The 17381-nt window shown below is 68.1% G+C and carries 12 protein-coding genes; 2 read left to right on the top strand and 10 right to left on the bottom strand.

What is annotated here, in order from left to right:
• The first annotated feature begins 16 nt into the window (after nucleotides 1-16).
• Nucleotides 17-931, top strand: coding sequence for a metal ABC transporter substrate-binding protein (locus J5J83_RS16335; RefSeq protein WP_212350941.1), 915 nt, complete (start codon nucleotides 17-19; stop codon nucleotides 929-931).
• On the opposite strand, the gene recD is transcribed toward J5J83_RS16335, so the two are convergent.
• The 6 genes from recD to J5J83_RS16305 form a co-directional block, all read right to left on the bottom strand.
• Complete coding sequence (recD, locus tag J5J83_RS16330) at nucleotides 894-2744, bottom strand: exodeoxyribonuclease V subunit alpha (protein ID WP_212350939.1); 1851 nt, start codon at nucleotides 2742-2744, stop codon at nucleotides 894-896. The two genes, J5J83_RS16335 and recD, sit on opposite strands and share 38 nt — an antisense overlap.
• Nucleotides 2744-6493 carry an exodeoxyribonuclease V subunit beta gene (gene recB / locus J5J83_RS16325; protein WP_212350937.1) on the bottom strand — a complete coding sequence of 1250 codons (3750 nt, stop codon included), beginning with the start codon at nucleotides 6491-6493 and terminating at the stop codon, nucleotides 2744-2746. Before recB ends, recD begins: the two co-directional genes overlap by 1 nt.
• A 30-nt stretch (nucleotides 6494-6523) precedes the next feature.
• On the bottom strand, nucleotides 6524-7375 hold the full coding sequence (gene asd, locus J5J83_RS16320) for an archaetidylserine decarboxylase (protein ID WP_212353292.1): 852 nt from the start codon (nucleotides 7373-7375) through the stop codon (nucleotides 6524-6526).
• A gap of 31 nt (nucleotides 7376-7406) precedes the next feature.
• Nucleotides 7407-10856, bottom strand: coding sequence for an exodeoxyribonuclease V subunit gamma (recC, locus tag J5J83_RS16315; RefSeq protein WP_212350935.1), 3450 nt, complete (start codon nucleotides 10854-10856; stop codon nucleotides 7407-7409).
• 98 nt (nucleotides 10857-10954) lie between these two features.
• Nucleotides 10955-11173 (bottom strand): DUF3820 family protein, encoded by a 219-nt coding sequence (locus J5J83_RS16310; RefSeq protein WP_212350933.1) that lies wholly within the window; start codon nucleotides 11171-11173, stop codon nucleotides 10955-10957.
• A 14-nt stretch (nucleotides 11174-11187) separates the two neighbouring features.
• On the bottom strand, nucleotides 11188-11802 hold the full coding sequence (locus J5J83_RS16305) for a MarC family protein (RefSeq protein WP_212350931.1): 615 nt from the start codon (nucleotides 11800-11802) through the stop codon (nucleotides 11188-11190).
• 247 nt (nucleotides 11803-12049) lie between these two features.
• On the opposite strand from J5J83_RS16305, the gene J5J83_RS16300 reads away from it, so the two are divergent.
• Entirely contained in the window at nucleotides 12050-13714 is a 1665-nt protein-coding gene (locus J5J83_RS16300) for an ATP-binding domain-containing protein (RefSeq protein ID WP_212350929.1), read from the top strand.
• A gap of 24 nt (nucleotides 13715-13738) precedes the next feature.
• Here J5J83_RS16300 and J5J83_RS16295 read toward each other — a convergent pair whose 3' ends face one another.
• The 4 genes from J5J83_RS16295 to dksA all read right to left on the bottom strand — a co-directional run bounded on the left by J5J83_RS16295 (nucleotide 13739) and on the right by dksA (nucleotide 17286).
• Nucleotides 13739-15112 (bottom strand): GTPase/DUF3482 domain-containing protein, encoded by a 1374-nt coding sequence (locus tag J5J83_RS16295; RefSeq protein WP_212350927.1) that lies wholly within the window; start codon nucleotides 15110-15112, stop codon nucleotides 13739-13741.
• The gene (locus tag J5J83_RS16290; RefSeq protein ID WP_349251910.1) at nucleotides 15109-16518 is read right to left on the bottom strand and encodes a DUF2868 domain-containing protein; all 1410 of its coding nucleotides are present in this window, start codon (nucleotides 16516-16518) and stop codon (nucleotides 15109-15111) included. The genes J5J83_RS16295 and J5J83_RS16290 overlap by 4 nt, the downstream gene beginning before the upstream one ends.
• A gap of 9 nt (nucleotides 16519-16527) precedes the next feature.
• Nucleotides 16528-16788 carry a membrane protein insertion efficiency factor YidD gene (gene yidD / locus J5J83_RS16285; protein WP_212350925.1) on the bottom strand — a complete coding sequence of 87 codons (261 nt, stop codon included), beginning with the start codon at nucleotides 16786-16788 and terminating at the stop codon, nucleotides 16528-16530.
• Between the two features lie 69 nt (nucleotides 16789-16857).
• Nucleotides 16858-17286: an RNA polymerase-binding protein DksA gene (dksA, locus tag J5J83_RS16280; RefSeq protein WP_212350923.1), complete on the bottom strand. Its 429-nt coding sequence runs from the start codon at nucleotides 17284-17286 to the stop codon at nucleotides 16858-16860.
• Nucleotides 17287-17381 lie beyond the last annotated feature (95 nt).

Raw genomic sequence — 17381 nt, 5'->3', positions numbered from 1 at the left:
TCCTCGCGGAGTCATCATGCTGTCGCTGTCACGCTTCACCGCCATCCTGTTTGTCACCTTGTCGCTGAGTCCGGGTGCTGCCCAGGCTGCGCCAATCGACGTCACCGCCAGCTTCAGCATCCTCGGCGACATGGTGCGCGAAGTCGGTGGCGAAAGGATCCGGGTCCAGACCCTCGTTGGCGCTGACGAAGACGCCCATGCCTTCCAGCCACGTCCGTCGGACTCGCGCCGCATCGGCAACGCAAGGCTGGTCGTCGTCAACGGCCTCGGTTTCGACGACTGGATGGCCCGCCTTGCGCGCTCGGGGGGCTACAAGGGACCGGTCGTGATCGCCAGTCGCGGCGTCACCACCCTTGCCATGGACGCCGACAAGCACGGGCACGGGCACGGCATCGATCCGCACGCATGGCAGGATGTGGGCAACGCGCAGCGCTACGTCGACAACATCGCGACAGCGCTGATCGAGGTCGATCCCGAGGGCGCCGACACCTACCGTGCCAATGCCGCGCGCTATGCCGGCGAACTCAAGGTACTCGATGCGCAGATCCGCGAGGCGCTGGGCAGCCTGTCTGCCGCGCAGCGCAAGGTGGTCAGCTCGCACGACGCCTTCGGCTATTTCGCTCACGCCTACGACCTTCAATTCCTGTCGCCAGTCGGCGTGTCCAACGATGCCGAACCGACGGCAAAAGGCGTGGCACGACTGATTCAGCAGTTGAGAAAGGAAAAGGTCCCGGCGGTCTTCATCGAAAACATCAGCGACCCGCGCCTGAGCGAACGCATCAGCGCTGAGAGCGGGGCAGTCATGGGCGGCACGCTGTATTCGGACGCGCTGTCGGCCGCGAGCGGCCCGGCCCCGACCTATGTGACGATGATGCGGCACAACCTCCACACCCTCATGGCTGCGCTGACATCCGCGCCGCCAGCCCGCTGAGGCGCACCGTCCGCAGGCCACAGGCGGCGGCAAACACCCGCGCCGGCCCCGCCAGCGTGACCTGGCGCGCCGCGCGCGTCACCCCGGTGTACAGCAACTCGCGGGTCAGCACGCGCACTGGCGCAGCCGGCAGCACCAGCAACACCGCTTCGAACTCCGACCCCTGGCTCTTGTGCACCGTCAGCGCAAACGCGGTGTCGTGCACCGGCAGGCGGATGGGCGCAACGCAGCGATAGCGACCGCCCGGCTGCGGAAAGAACACCATCAGTGCCCCCGTGTCGTCCGGCAGACACAGACCAATGTCGCCGTTGTACAGGCCGAGCAGCGCATCGTTGCGCAGCACGATCACCGGGCGGCCGAACCAGGCCTGCGCACCACCGCGCGCTGCGGGCAGGTCCAGTTCAGCACGCAACACGCGTTCCAGATGGGCGTTGAGTGCGACCAGCCCGCGCCCGCCTTCATGCACGGCCACCAGCACGCGGAAGCGGTCGAATGCCGCAAAGGCCTCCGCCGCGCGCGCCTGCGCATCGGTAAACGGCGCACGCAGGGCCGCCACATAAGGCGCATAGCCGGCTTCGATCGCCGCCAGCGTGGCGTCACCCGGGCGTGCGCCTTCATCGTCGATCCAGCGCGCCGACGGATCTTCTCCGCCACGCAACCAGGTCAGCGCCTCAGTCCCCTCACCGGCGTTGATGTTGGCCGCAAGGCGTCCGATGCCGGAGTCGTGCCGGAAGCGGTGACTCTCGGTCAGCCAGATCACGCTGTCGGCCAGCGCCGACGCCGTGGCAGGCACCTGCAAATCCGCCAGCATCGCTGCCGGCGTGCCGGTCAGCAGCGCCAGCTGCTCGATAACGCGGGCACTGAAGACGCGCGCCGAAGAGAGTTCGGCAAACACCGCGCCGGCCTCGACGGCGGCGAGCTGGTCCTTGTCGCCGAGCAGGATCAGGCGCGCGTCGGGCGGCAGGGCATCGAGCACGCGCGTGGCAAGAGCGAGATCGAGCATCGAGGCCTCGTCCACCACCAGTACATCGACCGCCAGCGGATTACCGGCATGGTGCCGGAACTGGCCGGCAATCGGGGTCACCCCCAGCAGCCGGTGCAGGGTATGGGCTTCGACCGGCAGGCGCTTGCGCAGCTTCGCCGGCAGCTCGGCCGCGCGGGCGCGCAGGGCTTCGAGCATCCGTGCCGCCGCCTTGCCGGTCGGCGCGGCAAGCGCGATGCGCAGCGTGGGCGTGAACTCCAGCAGACAGGCGAGCAGCGCCGCCACCGTCGTGGTCTTGCCCGTGCCCGGCCCGCCGCTGATCACCGTCAGCCGCCCCTGCAGCGCGAGCGCAACCGCCAGCTTCTGCCAGTCGGGACCGGGCGCGGTCCGCGGCTTGAACAACTTGTCGAGCGTGGCGCGCAAGGTGGGCGGCACGATCTGAGCCGGCGCACTGGCACGCCTCACCAGCGCCGCCGCCAGGCGCTGTTCGAGATCGAAGAAGCGCCGCAGATAAAGGCGGTCATCGGCATCGAGCACGAGCGGATGGGCACAGGTGCGGGGAGGCAGCGGCACCGCCAGCACCGCCACCCCACTCTCGAGCAGGTGTGCACGCAGAAGGTCCGGCGAGCAGGCAATGGCTTCGTTCTGTGCAAGCTGCGCCAGCGGCAGACACACATTGCCCTCGCTCGCGGCCAGCGCAAGACTGCGCGCCACCGCCGGCAGCACGGCAAGGGTCTCAGTGGGCGCACCGAGCGCAGCGGCCCAGTCCTGCAGGTGACGGGAAAAGCCCTCGGCAAGATCGAACTGCGGCATCGATTCCGGTGCAGCCATCAGTGCGCCTCTACCTCGACGCGCGCGCGCGCCGCCAGCAGATCGTCGAGCGCCTCGATCACCTGCCGTGGCGCGCGGTCGCGGAACACCCCTGCCGGCTGCCCGGCGACCTGCCAGCCCGGACGCACGCCACGCACGAAGAGATAGAGCACGCCGCCAAAATGTGTGTCGTAGTCGTAGCCGGGCAGCGTGCGCCCGAGGTGGCGATGCAGGGCCACGGTGTAGAGCAGATGCTGCAGATGATAGCCGTGTGACTGCATCGCGCCTTCAAGCGCGGCCGGGCCGTAATCCGCAGGGCGCTCACCAAGGTGGTTGGACTTCCAGTCCAGCACCCAGAAGCGACCCTCGTGCTCGAACACCAGATCGATGAAGCCCTTGAGGTAGCCGGCGAGATCGGAGAACGCCAGCCGTGGCATGCGGTAACCCGCGTCTGCGAGCCATGCATTGAGGCGCGCCGCCGACAGTTGCGGTGCCGGCAGCTGGAAGCCGAGTTCGACCATGCGCTGCGTCTTCGGAATGTGCGACAGTAGCAGCGGCATCCGCCCGGCCGCTTCCACCAGTGGGGTGGCAAGGACGTCATCGAGCAGACGGCGCAACATGCGCGGATGGCGCTCGGCCTCGACCGCATTGCCCGCGGGTTGCGGATGAGCGCGCAGGGCCGCGGTAATCGCCTCGCCCCAGGTTTCCGGATCGGTGAAGTCGATGTTCTCGAACGCGGCATGCAGGCAATCGCCCGCCGCCGGCCCGCGCGGAAAGCGCAGGATATCGTCGGCCGCAGGCGGCACGGGCGGCTCATCGACCGCCATGTCAGCCGCCGGTGCAAACTGCGGCAGGATGCGGGCATCGTGATCGAGCGCGGCGGATTCATGCGCTGCGCCGGAAATCAGCGCACTGAAGCTGCCCATGCGCCAGCCCGACGGAATCTGCGGCGGGCGCTGCACCCGCGGCGGACGGCCGCCAGCCGCCGCGGGCGGCAAGGGCTCGCCACTGCCATCGGGCAGGTCCTCGAGCGCCATCACCGGCTGGCCGTCGAGCACGCTGCGAACGACGAGGCTGCGCCAGTGCGCATCGACCTCGGCCGGGCTGAGCTTTGCTTCGTGCCATTTGTCGATGCCGAGTTCGGCACCGGCCACCATCCAGTTGAGCAGGCTGCGGGCGCCCTCGCTGTAACTCGGACGGCCGAAGTTCGTCGTCGCGTAGCAGCCAACGGTGAGATAGCAGCGATACACGGCACGGGTGAGCGCCACGTAAAGCAGGCGCATGTCCTCGGCGTCAAGCTCGCGCCGCTGGCGTGCCGCGATGTCGTCGTCATCGGCCGATGCCCGACGATAGTCGAGGATCAGCTGGTCGCTGTCGTCATGCCAGGCGCGCATCGGCCCGCTGTCGCCCTTGGAGCGGTGGCCATCGAACAGGAAAGGGCAGAACACCACGCCGTATTCCAGCCCCTTGGCGCGGTGGATGGTGATGATCTGCACCAGGTTGCGGTCCGACTCGAGCCGCAACTGGGCGGCATCGCCACCGCTGCCATCGGCGCGCCGGCTGGCCAAGGAGCGCAGCAGCACCTCGGGTGAGGCACTGCCGGCGTCCTGCTGCAGCAACTCGGCAAGGTGCATCAGGTTGGTCAGGCGACGTTCGCCATCGTCGCGTGCGAGCAGTCTGGCCGCCACACCATCATCGACCATCCAGCGCCGCAACATGACGCCGAAGCCGTGCCGCAACCAGGTGTCGCGCCAGCTGGCGAAGCGGTCGAGCATGTCGAGCAGCGCGGCCTCGTCGTCGGCCAGTGCGGCCAGCGCCTGCGCATCGCGCCCCATCAGCGTGGTGGCAAGCGCAGCCTTGACCCGGCGCTCGCGCGCCGGCTCGCTGATCGCCAGCAGCACCCGCTCCAGCTCGTCCGCATCCTCGGTGACGAAAACGCTGGCCTGCGACAGCTCGACGCTCACCACCCCCATCCGCGCCAGTGCCAGGCGCATCCGTGCGCCCTGGCTGTGGCTGCGCACCAGCACCGCGATATCGCCCGGCACCAGACCGCGATCGCCAATGCGGACCTCTCCCCTGGCACCCGCTGCCAGCAGGCGCGCAATCTCGGCCGCGGTGGCGGCCGCAGAACGCTGCATCGCCACCGCACGCGGCAGGCGGTCGCCGCCTTCTTCGCCGTCCTGCGCCTCATCGCGCGGGATGCGCCACAGGCGCAGGGCGGCGGGGCTGGCGCCGGAACGGGTTCGATCCACCATCGGCGCACGCGCGCGATCGCCGCTGCCGACCGCGCGATAGTCGAGACCGCGCAGCATGAATACCGCCGGATTGGCACCGAACAGCCGGTTGCAGGCTTCGATCAGCGCCGGCGTCGAGCGCTGGTTGCGGCCGAGGCTGTAGCGTGTGTCGGCCCTGTCGCGGGCGCTGAGATAGGTGAATAGATCGGCGCTGCGGAAACTGTAAATCGCCTGCTTGGGGTCGCCGACCAGGAACAGACTGCCGTGACGGCCTTCATGGCGATAGATGCGATCGAAGATCGCGAACTGCAGCGGATCGGTATCCTGGAACTCGTCGATCAACGCCACCGGGTAGCGCGCATGCAGCGCCGCCGCCAGCCACGACTGCGTACCCGAATGCAGGGCTTCGTAGGCATTCCACAGAATGTCGTCGAAGGAGATCAGGCGGCGCTCGCGCTTGCGCCGGCGCAAGTCCTCCGCACCGCGCTCGAGAAAGCGGCGCAGCAACTGCAGCCGCGCGGCCTCCAGCCCCTCGTCGGTACGCGCGCGAGCTTCGAGCAAGGCGGCTGCGGCGTCAAAAAACCCGTGCTGCGGCGGCGAGATGCCGCGCTTGAGGCCGTCCTTGGTGGTCTTGTCGCTCAGATTGCCGGCTGCCAGCAGATGCAGTTTGCGATCCTTTTCTGCCGACAGTGGGTGCAATGCGTTCCCGGCGCTGAGCCAGTCTTCCCACTGCTGGCGTGCACGCTCGACGGCTTCCGGCTTGTAGCTGTTCTTGTTCAGGCCGTCTAGGGCGACGACGAGCGCCGCCATCGCCGAATCTGCATCCTCCCACTGCGCGACCGCCTCGTCGTAGGCGCGAATCAGTTCATCGCGGGCCGCGTCCAGCTCGCTCACCGACGGCGCTGCATCCCAGCGGACCTGCGCCAGCGGGCGCGCCATCGCCGCCTTGAGTTGCGCGGCCCAGGTGTCGGGGCAGTCACCGCGCTGCACCAGCAGTTCCACCAGCACTTGCGGCAGTGCGCCGCTCGCCACCTCGCGGCGCCAGAAATCCTGCGCGACCTCGAGGCGCAGATTGCTGTCGTCCTCGACCAGCTCGACCGCATAGGGCAACACCGCGGCAAACGGCGTGTCGGCCAGTGCACGCTGGCAGAAACCGTGGATCGTAAAGATTGCCGCTTCGTCGAAAGTCTGCAGCGCATGACGCAGGCGCGTGCGCATTTGCACCGGATCGACACCGGCTGCGCGGACGGTGGCGATCAGCTGCGGCACGAAGGGGTCGGGCCCGGCATCGCCGCCGTCGAGCACGCGCAGGGTATCGACGATGCGGTCGCGGATGCGGGTGGAAAGCTCTGCGGTTGCAGCCTTGGTGAAGGTCACCACCAGCAGCGCACCTACCTGCAGATCGCGCTCGAGCAACTGGCGCAAGTAGAGTCCGCAGATGTTCCAGGTTTTGCCGGTACCGGCCGAGGCCTCGATCAGGCTGATACCGTCGAGCGAACAGCTGAAAACGTCGAGATCGATGTCGGACGAGGCCATGGGCGCGAGCGGGCGGCGTCGAAGTGAGGCTCAGGCCGTTGCCAGCGCAGCCATGGTCTCACCCATGCGGATCGATGCACCGGGCGCCCACGCCGGGTTGAAGCTCACCCGCGGCTTGGGGAACAGCATCACCACGGTGGAGCCGAGCAGGAAACGCCCCATCTCCTCGCCTTGCGCGAGCCGGATGTCCTGATCCTCGTAGCACCATTCGCGCACGTTGGCCGCACGCGGCGGGTTCACCACACCGTGCCACACGGTGGCCATGCTGCCCACGATGGTGGCCCCGACCAGCACCAGTAGGAAGGGGCCGAAAGCCGACTCGAACACGCACACCACGCGCTCGTTGCGTGCGAACAATCCCGGCACACCGCGTGCGGTGGTCGGATTGACCGAGAACAGCTCGCCCGGCACGTAGATCATCCGCGTCAGACGGCCGTCGCAGGGCATGTGGATGCGGTGGTAGTCGCGCGGGCTGAGGTAAAGGGTGGCAAAGCTGCCGTCCTCGAAGCCCGCCGCCAGTTTCGCATCGCCACCGACCAGTGCGGTGGTCGAGTAGGCATGACCCTTGGCCTGGAAGATCTGGTCGCGCACAATCGGACCGAACTGGCTGATGGCGCCGTCCACCGGGCTGATCAGGTCGGCCGCAGCCAGCGGCCGCGCGCCGTCGCGCAGGGGTCGGGTGAAGAACGCGTTGAAACTCGGATAACTGCCGAAGTCCGGGTTGGCCGCCTCTTCCATGTTGACTCCGTAGCGGCCGACGAACCACTTGATCACGCCCGTGGTGAGGCCGCCCGCCTGCATGCCGGCCAGCTTGCCCGCCAGAACGGTAAGCGCCTGCTTGGGCAGAAGGTATTGGGGCAAAACGGAGAGACGGTCGGACACGACGGATACCTGAGACAAGGACAGCTGCGGATTATACCGGTGGCCGTGTCCTCGCTTCGTTCCGCGCAGGCATCAGCCCGAGCCGCCCGTCCTCCAGCTGCGCGTGCAAAGGCCCGAACACCCGCCGCGCAATATCGAAAAAAGCCTCGTCCAGCGGGTCACCGAGGCCGCGCAGGGCCAGTCGATACGCCGGATCCTGCGCTTCACCGTATTCGGCACGCTGACCGCCGCTCCACTTCGCCCGCGCCTTGCCGGCATTTTCGTGATTGATAATGAAGGCCCAGGCCGACTTCGGAAAGAAGTGCAGCGGTGCACTCAGGCCTTGCCGGTACAGCGCCAGCAGATCCGCAAGCAGCCGCCTTGCGATATCGGGTGCCACCGCATGCAGACGAAAGGAGCCGTCGCGCGACAGCCCCAGCGTCTCACACGCCACGCCCGGGGCCGGCACGGCGCATAGCACCAGGTGCGCGAGCCAGGCGGCCAGATAATCCACGGGGCGGGTGTCGTCATAGCGATGGCGAACCAGGCCTTGTGCATGCAGGTCGCCAAAGGCCGCACTCAGGGTCCACCGTTCAACCTCGCCCCCGACGTCGGACGCCAGGTCGAACTCGAGGATGCAGGTATGGGCCGGCAGCGGCGTCGCGACCGCAGCAGAAACGCGCCGGGCGTAGTGGTCGAGCGTCCTGACCTCGCCTTGCAGGGAAGCTTCGCCCAGCACCCCGGCCGGATATTCGCCGCCGGCACGCGCCAATTCGAGCAATGCGGCGTCACCGCCTTCGGCGGCAAGCATCGTCGCGTCGCGCGCGAGCAGGGCCGGCAACAGGCGCGCGGCAAGCGCCTGCCGACCTGGCCAGTCGGGCAGGAAGGGCTCGACGTCCTCCAGTTCCTCGTCGGCCTCGGGCAGGTCGAGGCCGAGCCGGTCGCGCAGCAGGCTTCGGCAGGGATTGCGGAAGAAGCGGATCAACTGCTCCAGCCCAACCTCCCGCCAAGCCGCTTCCGGGGCAGGGAGCGGAGTCTCGAAAAACGGACGCTGCGGCACGGAAGGGGCCGTGTCATCTTTGCTCGCTTCGTCTTCGTCGGCCTCGTCGCACGCACTGTCCGGCAGCGCCTCTGCATGGCTGGCCGCCCTGCGCAAGCGCGCAGCGAGCGCGGCCGCGTAGTCCTCGTGAAAGCTGCTCAGGCGCGCATCCGACGATGCGTCGGCAACGAAATACTCGATCGAAAAGGGCTGCAGCGGATGAGACACGGTGAGCCGGCGCCGCGCGGCCGCCAGCTGATTGGGCTGCGATGCGTCGCCGGCACAGGCGGTGGCGAGTGCATCGAGCAGCTCATCGACCAGCACCGAGGGCGGTAGCGGGCTGCCGTCACGCACACTGCGCCCGACATGGGACAGATGCAGGACATCGCGCGCCGACAGCACCACGTCGAGGAACAGGTTACGGTCATCGAGCCGGCGCTGGCGGTCGCCGCGCTGCGGGCGGGCGGCCATCAGATCGAATTCGGCGGCGCGGTCGCTGCCGGGAAAGGCGCCCTGATCCAGCCCGATCACGCACACCACCCGATACGGCAGGTTGCGCAGCGAAGACAGCGCCGAGAAGGTGACGGTGCCACCGGGCACGCCGCCACGCGCAGGATCGTCCAGCCGCGCCGCGAGCGCCGGATGCACGACATCGAGCGCCACCCGGCCGCCAGCGTAAGCGGCGCCCATGTCGTCGGCCAGTGCATTGATCGCGGCACGCACTTCGCGCACGGCTTCGGCCTGGTCGACCGCCTCACCGACGATGGACTCGAGCGCACCTGTCAGGGCCAGCCGCCAGCCCTCGGCATCGTGCGCATGCAGCAGGCTGCCGCGCAGTCGCTGCAAGGTCTCGGCGTAACGCCAGAAGCGGCCGAGCACAAGGCCGGCACTGCCCTCCGGCGCACCCGCGCCGATGCGCCCGGCAAACGGGGCAGCCTGCGCGGCGTCGCCCGCTGCCCACGCCAGAAACAGGCGGTGCAGCCCCTCTTCCAGGGTGTGCTGCGGCACTGCTGAGGCGGCCTCGGCCTGCGCAGCATCCAGCCCCCAGCGCACGCCCGCGGCGCGCATCCAGTCATGCACCGTTTCGATCTCTGCATCGCTCAACCCGAAATGCGCCGCCACCAGCGCTTGCTGCAGCAGATCGAACACCCGGCTCGCGGGGAAGCGGCTGACCAACAGCGCCAGCAAACGGTCGAGCGCCTGCGCCACCTGGTTTTCCTGCGTGCCGCCCAGGCCGGTGATGCGCCACGGAATGCGCCGGGCCGGTGGCGCCGTGCCGAACACCGCTTCGATCAGCGGCGCACACGCATCGAGATCGGGGGTCAGCACCACGATCTCGTCGGGCCGCGGCGGATTGGGGCCCTTGAAGAGGCCAAGCAGGCGGTCGTGCAGGACTTCGAGCTCGCGCGTGCGCGAATGGCACACGTGCAGCTCGATACTGCGATCCCCTGCAGCCAGGCTGATGCTGCCCGGCTCGAGATCTTCGAGATCGAGAATCGCGTTGTGCAGGCGGGCTAGCAGATGGCGCCCCGGGTGGGGCTCGAAGGCGACGTCCTCGACCACCGCATGTTCGCCCTCGAACAGCAGGCCGATATGCGCCTGGGTCTGCTGCCCCCAGGCGGCAAGCAGGCGGTTGCCGGTTTCGTGAAACATGTCCTCCTGACGCGCCGCCAGCCACGACAGCCTGCGCGCATCGACGATCTCGAACCAGAACTCGCGGCAGGGGTTGAGCACGTACAGCCGCACGTCCACCACTCGCGACAGTTCGCGCAGCATGTCCAGGTACAGCGGAGGCAGGGCCGGCAAGCCGAAAATATGCACGGCTTTCGGCAGCCCGATGGCGGCCAGTTCGGCGTCGTCCATCGTCGTCACCCGGCTCAGGAAGATCGCGGCCGGATGCGCCTGACGCAATGCGAGGCCGTCATGGATGCGGCGCCACAGGTCGGCCTGCCAGGCTTCGTCGGCGGCCTCGGCCTCGCTCGCCTGGCCCAGCCCGGCGGCCTGTCCCGCCGCCCAGCGCGGCAGCCACTGCGGACGATAGGTAAGGTAGTGATCGAACACGCGCGCGATACGCTCGGCCAGCTCGAAGCGCATGCGCGCATCCGCCCCCTGCAGGTAGTGCGCCAGTCGCGGATGCGCTGCCACCCAGGCGCCCGCCTCGGAATCGGCATCGATCAGCGCAAACACCCGCCATGCCAGCAGCACCGGTGCAAACGGCGAACGCGCGGGCACCTCGACCACGCGCCCGATCTGGGTCCACAGCCACTGCGCCAGATAGCCGAAATCGACATTGGCGCAGATGCCCTCGCGATCGGCAATGGCCAACTCGACCTGGCGCCGCAGCGCGCTGCTCGGCACCACCACCTCGCGCCGCCCGAACGGCCCCGGCTGCTCGTCCGCCAGCCGGTCGAGCAGGGTATCGAGCAGGATCTCGAAACGATTGGAGAAAGCAATGGAGAACATGACGAGGCACCGGGATGAGCCGGCGAATGATGGCGGAGCGACGCGCGTCTGTCATCCTCGGCAACCGCGCGCCAGGCCTCCTCCGCGACCGTCACCCACTAGCGCTGCGCCTCGCGCAGAGGGTCGAGCAGCGCCGACAGGCCGTTGTGGTCGATCTCCTGCATCAGCGCGAGCAGGCGACCGATCTCGCCGTTGGGAAAGCCATCACGGGCGAACCAGTTGAGGTAGTGGCCAGGCAGGTCGGCGATCAAGCGTCCCTTGTACTTGCCGAAGGGCATCGTTCGGGTAAGGAGCAGGCTCAGGTCTTCGGGGTTCACGTCCCGAACGCTCGTCAGGCCGCGGCCAGGGTCCGTACGCCGACGGCGACGAACTCCACGGCCAGCGCGGCCAGCACCAGACCCATCAGCCGGGTCATGATGTTGAGGCCCGTCTGCCCAGCGAGTCGGCTGATGGGACCGGCCAGACGCAAGGTCGCCCACACCACACCGCCGATGACAAGGCCGATCAGCACCAGGACCAGCATCTCCCACCAGTGCTGGATGCGTTCGGAATAGATGATCACGGTACTGACGGTACCCGGCCCGGTCAGCAAGGGAATGGTGAGCGGTACGACGGCAATACTGGAGCGCGCAGCGGCTTCGTCCGCTTCCTCGGGCGTCGTGCGGGCTCGGCCCGGCTCGGCATTGAACATGCGGAACGCCATCACGAAGAGCAGGATGCCACCGCCGACCTGCAGCGACGCAATCGAGATGCCGAAGATGCTCAGCAAGGTCTGACCGCACAGGGCAGAGACCACCAGCACCACGGCAGTCGCGATCGATGCGGTGTTCACCGTACCGCGCACCTGCGGCGGGGTCTGGGTGGCAGTGAGGCTGAGGAACATCGGGATCGCCCCGAAGGGATTGATCAGGGCGAGCAGGGTAATGAAGACTTTCAGTGTTTCCATGGCATACCGTTCCGGGGCAGAAGTCCGAAGGGTGGTCCAGATACCCCACGGTCGGCGAGCATAGCGCATCGACCGCTGCCGCATCTGTGAGACTTTGTGGAAAACCCAACACTGTTGCCATCTGCGATCAGCTGAATCGTCCCCATTCGCATGACGCGAATCAGAGCTTGCGATTTCCCTTCACCACCCCGACCATGGCCACCACGACACGTTTTTCGATCGATACCCATTGCATGGCGGCTTGAACATGGCCCATATCCACCCCGAAGGCTGGCGGCACCTGCCCACGAGCGGCGCGAAGGGGCGCGAGATCGCCACCCTCGCGCTGCTGGCCGAAGGTCTCGGCGACGACTTCAGCGTCTACCACGGCCTCCACTGGACCCGTGCCGACGGACCGCATGCGGTATTCGGCGAGATCGGCTTCGTCGTCCTTGGACCGGGCGGGCGCATCGTGCTGATCGAACAGCAGTCCGGCTTTCTCGACGAGAGTGCAGCCGGCCTGCTACGACCGGGAAAACGTCGCAATCGCGACATCAGCCTCGACCTTGCCCGCACGGCAGACGCCCTGCGGGCCCGACTGCGCCCGCTGCTCGACGGCGCGGAGCCCCGGCTCGACTGCCTGCTTTATTGTCCGGACTACACCGTGCGCCAGCCCGGCACGGCAGGACTCGACCCGGCGCGCATCGTCGACGCTCCCCGGCGCGCACGCCTGCTCGACATAGTGCGTGCGCTGTGCGGGCCGGAAGCGGACGACAGCGGCGCAGGCGACAGCGCCCAGCGCCCCGCGTTGCATCGCTTCTTTTCCGATCTGCTCGAGCTCGTTCCCGACGTGCAGGCACTGGCCGGGCAGGCGGTGGCGCTGACGACCCGCCTCTCGGGCGGACTGGCCGAGTGGGCACGGCGCATCCGCCTCGATCCGCACCGCCTGCGGGTCACCGCCACCGCCGGCAGCGGCAAGACCCAGCTCGCCCTGGCCGCCTATTCCGACGCCCTGCACGCCGGGCGGCGACCCTTGTACGTGTGCTACAACCGTCCGCTGGCGGATCATTTCGCCCATATCGTGCCACCGGGCGGCGAAGTCGCCACCTACCATCAACTGTGCGACCGCCGTCTGCGCGCGGCCGGACGCACGCCGGACTTCTCCGCGCCCGACCGTTTTCGCCGGATGGAGGCCGACTTCGCCGCCTTGCTCGCGGCCGGAGACGACGACCCGGCGTGGCGCTTCGACGAGCTGATCGTAGACGAGGGGCAGGACTTCACCGACGCCTGGCGCGACAGCCTGCTCGCGCTACTGAAGCCCGATGGCCGCGCATGGTGGCTGGAGGACCCATTACAGAACCTCTACGGACGCGCGCCGGTGACACTGACCGGCTGGGCCGGACTCAGCGCCGACACCAACTATCGCACCCCGGCCGACGTCCTCGACCTGCTCAACGCGCGCCTGCCCCTGCCGACACCGATCATTGCCGGCAGCCCGGTCGCCGACAGCGGACCGGAGGTGATGCGCTGGGACGACGAGAGCGGCCTGATGGAGGCCACGAAACGCGCCATTACCCGCGCCATCGGCCTCGGCTTCCGCCGTGACATGATCGCCATCATCAGCTTTCGTGGCCGAGAATCCTCGCGCTTCACCCCGCTCACCCACCTCGGTCCGCACCGCCTGCGCGCGTTTCGCGGGCGCTACGACCTGTTCGGCGAGGCCGAGTACAGCGAGGGCGACCTTCTGATCGACTCGGTCTATCGCTTCAAGGGCCAATCGGCGGCCTGCGTGATCTTCACCGAGATCGACTTCGAGGCGGTCGACGAGCTGACCATGCGCAAGCTATTCGTCGGCGCCACGCGAGCGACAATGAAGGTGATCTTCGTCGCCTCGGAACGGGCCGCGGCCGTGCTTGCACAGGACACTGACTGAGCCCGCACGGCGCCCCGCGGCACTTCAGCCCAGGTACCCGGCGAGGCGGCGTTCGGCCTCGTCCTTGTCATCGTCGCCTTCGAACGCCCACTCCGGATGAGCCCGTGCCTGCCGCAGCGCATCGGGCAGACGGCCATCGCGCCAGTCGGTGCTGTCCGCATCGGCCGCCGGTGTGACGTCGAGTGACAGTTCGATCGGCGTCATCGCCGCGTGGCCGCGGCCTTCGAGCGCGATCAGCAACTGCCGCTGACGCAATGCGACCAGGCGCAGGATGGCGTCATCCACGGTGAGCTCGTGATGGCCGCGCAGCCTCGCGGCAATACGCTCGCCATAGTGGCCAAAGGTCTGCCACAGCCCCCCGGCCACTGCACCCAGCGCCGCCGCTGCCCCCAGCGTCAGGCCGCCGGTCATCAGGTCGATGCCGACCCCCGCTGCGGCACCTGCGGCGGCGCCGGTGCCGAGCCGAACACCCATCTGACGCAGGGTTTCGGGATTGAACAGGTCGTCGTCCCAGCGCCCGTCGGCAAGCGGTAATTCGGCGGCACGGGCGTCACCGGGCCGAAAGCGGTAGAGCTGCAGCAAGGCGTCGACACACGCCTGCTCGCGCGCCCGCACCGAATCGCGCAGCGCGTGGACGGCCGCCTGCAGATCGGCGGCGTCATCGGCATCGACCAGGTCGCGGCGGGCGGCAAGTTCGATCAGGAGTTCCGCCACCAGCCGGCGCGCGCTCGTGCGTCGCGACACGGCCTCTTCTTCGCGGTCGGCGATCAGCGCCTCGAGCGCCGGGCGATGCGCATGCATCATTGTCGCGAGCGTCTCGAACAGCCTGCGTTCGCCATCGACGGCCGGCGCCACGGTATCGAAGCGCACCACCGCATGCAGGCCGAGACGGGCCAGCGCGGCATGCCAGTCGTCGGCGCGCGCGGCGGGCGAGGCGACGAAGTTCAGCACCGGCAGCAAGGGCCTGGCCGCACTCGCGAGCAGGGTGAGCTCGTCCTTGTGTTTGGGAAGCACCGGATCGCGGGCGTCGACGACATACAGGGCCGCATCGCTCGCCAGTACCTGGCGCAGTACCTTGGCCTCCTGCTCGAAACGCGCATTGGCCTCGGCGCTGGCCAGGAAGCGGCCGATGCGGTCGGGACCGTCGATGCGCTCGCCCGGCGACACCAGCGCGTCGATGAACTCGAGCAGCGCAATCGCGTCCTCCAGCCCCGGCGTGTCATAGAGTTCGACCACCGGCACGCCGTCCGCCATCAGGCGCAGGCCCTCGACATGGCGGGTGGTGCCAGCAGCATCCGAGACTTCACCGAAACCTGCATCACGGGCGAGCGTTCGCAGCAACGACGTCTTGCCGGTATTGGTATGCCCCACCACGGCCACGCTCAGCAATACGCTCATGCCGACGCTCCCAGCCAGGCAAGCACCTGATCCTGATCCACCATCAATGCGCCCTCATCGAGTTCAAGGCCAGCCAGACCATCCTGCCACAGCCGCAGGCGACCAGTGGCGCCATCCGGCGGCGGCAAGGCCCACACCCGGGTCGCACCCGCATGATCGGCAAGCTCGGCGATGAGGCCCAGACTGCCGCGATCCGGCGTCAGTCGCGCATCGATGGCGATCAACAGGCGAGCGGGCGGGGTCGTGGCGAAACGGGCAAGCGCTGCTCGGCGCTGCTCGCGGCTGTCGAGACGACCGCCATCGACGGCCAGCATGTCGCAGCCGGGCGGCGGCCAGGGCAGGTCTGCGCCGAGCTCGAGCGCCACCATCACCGCCGTGCCCGCCCCGACCGCGGCGTGTCCATGGCGCCCGGGTTGCGGCATCCGAGCCGGCGCGGGATCGCTGATGCCGATACGCTCACTGTCCGGCAGCAAGCGCGGCTTCAGACGGGCGTATCCAGGCAGCGCGAGGTCCAGCTGCAGGCGACTCAATCCGTGCCGCCAGCCCTGCATGCAGACCAGCAACAGCAACAACCTTGGCAGCACCCCATACGCCAGCACACAACCCAGTAACCAGCCCGACCATGCCCTGCGCCCGGCCTCGCCCGCCATGACCGCATCGCCGCTGGCGAGCACTTGCGCGACATCCGGTACCGGAAAACCGAGCTGCCCGGGCAGGATACCCAGCATGGCGGTCATTGAGACAAACGCGTCGCCGGGCAAAATGGTGGTCTCCCACACGAAGCCGTAGCGTCGCACCGCGAGCAGGCCCAGCAGACCCGCCGCCGCACCGACGAGGGCAAGAAACCACAGCAGATGACTGACCGCGCCCAGCCCCCAGCTTGCGAGACGCCCCCGAGCGAGCAGGCCACCCAGTGCGAGCGGCAGCTCGGCAGCCGCAGGGCTGCGGTCGAACACGCTGATCAGGCGCAGCCACAGCGCGCCCAGGGCGCTGCCGCCATGTATTCGTCCGCGACCGGAAACAGACATGCCAAGCAGCCACAGCAAGAGGCTGAACAGGTGCACGCCGAGCAAGCCTCCCAGCGCCCACACCACATTGACGGGCCGGCTGCCATCGCCGAGTACGGCCGCGGCCGTGCCCGCACCGAGCATCGGCGCCAGCACGCAGGCGAAGACGAGGATCAGCCGTGCGCGCCCATGCCAGTGCAGGATGGCATCGCGCCAGCCTTCGCGGACCCCGAGCAGTTCGGCGCGACGGCAGATACGGGTTTCGAGATCGGGAGGCGCGCGACGGGCCTCGATCAGCTCGGCCGCATCCTCAAGGTGGCCGTGTCGAGCTTCGTGGCGACGAACCACTTCGGCCAGCCAGCGATGTTCCAGTGCGGATATAGGCGCGGCAGTATTCACACTGCGCTCCTAGTGCCGGTGGGTGTGGGGATCGTTCGGCGGATGAGGTTTGCAGCAGACGGGCGGCACCGGGTCGACCCCGCCGGCGCTCCACGGATGGCAGCGCAAAAGCCGCCGCAGGGCAAGCCAGCTACCCTTCAGCGCGCCATGCGTATCGATGGCCTCAAGCGCATAGTGCGAGCAGGTCGGATAGAAACGGCAGCGCGGCCCGAGCAGCGGGCTGATGAAGAGCTGATAGCCGCGAATAAGGCCGCGCAATAGCCAGCGCATCAGATGAATTCGATTCGGCCACGGTGTCCGACGCCGGGCCCCGCCCACGCGCCGGACAATGGCGCCTGTTCAACCGCCATGCATCTTCTTGAGCTTTTCGCGGCGCTCCTGGGCTTCGAGCGACAGCGTGGCCGTGGATCTTGCCAGCAGGCGGCCGATACCGATCGGTTCGCCGGTTTCCTCGCACCAACCATATTCGCCGGCATCAATGCGGGCGATGGCTTCGCCGATCTTCTTCAGCAGCTTGCGCTCGCGATCGCGCACCCGCAGTTCGAGGGTGTGCTCTTCCTCGACGCTGGCACGGTCGGAAGGGTCTGGCGTGGCCTCGTTATCCTGCAGATGAGTCGTGGTCTCATGGGCATTCTCGAGCAACTGTTCCATCTCCGTCTGCAGACGGTGACGGAAGAAAGCCAGTTGCCGCGGCGACATGTAATCCGACTCCGGCGCAGCAAGGATTTCAGCTTCGGTCATCAGGGCAGGAGTAGTGGTTGCGTTCATGTTGTGATTCCTTGTTCGGCATCCGTCCGGACTGGCAGGGCGTGACCATACCGCAAAGCGGGATTTGTTGCGACATACTCCTTACGACAACCCCG

The sequence above is a fragment of the Azoarcus sp. L1K30 genome (assembly GCF_018122735.1).
In the GTDB taxonomy this organism is placed as follows: Bacteria; Pseudomonadota; Gammaproteobacteria; order Burkholderiales; family Rhodocyclaceae; genus Parazoarcus.
The sequence above is the reverse complement of the archived record's forward strand: the minus strand, read 5'-3'. Positions and strand labels throughout refer to the sequence as shown.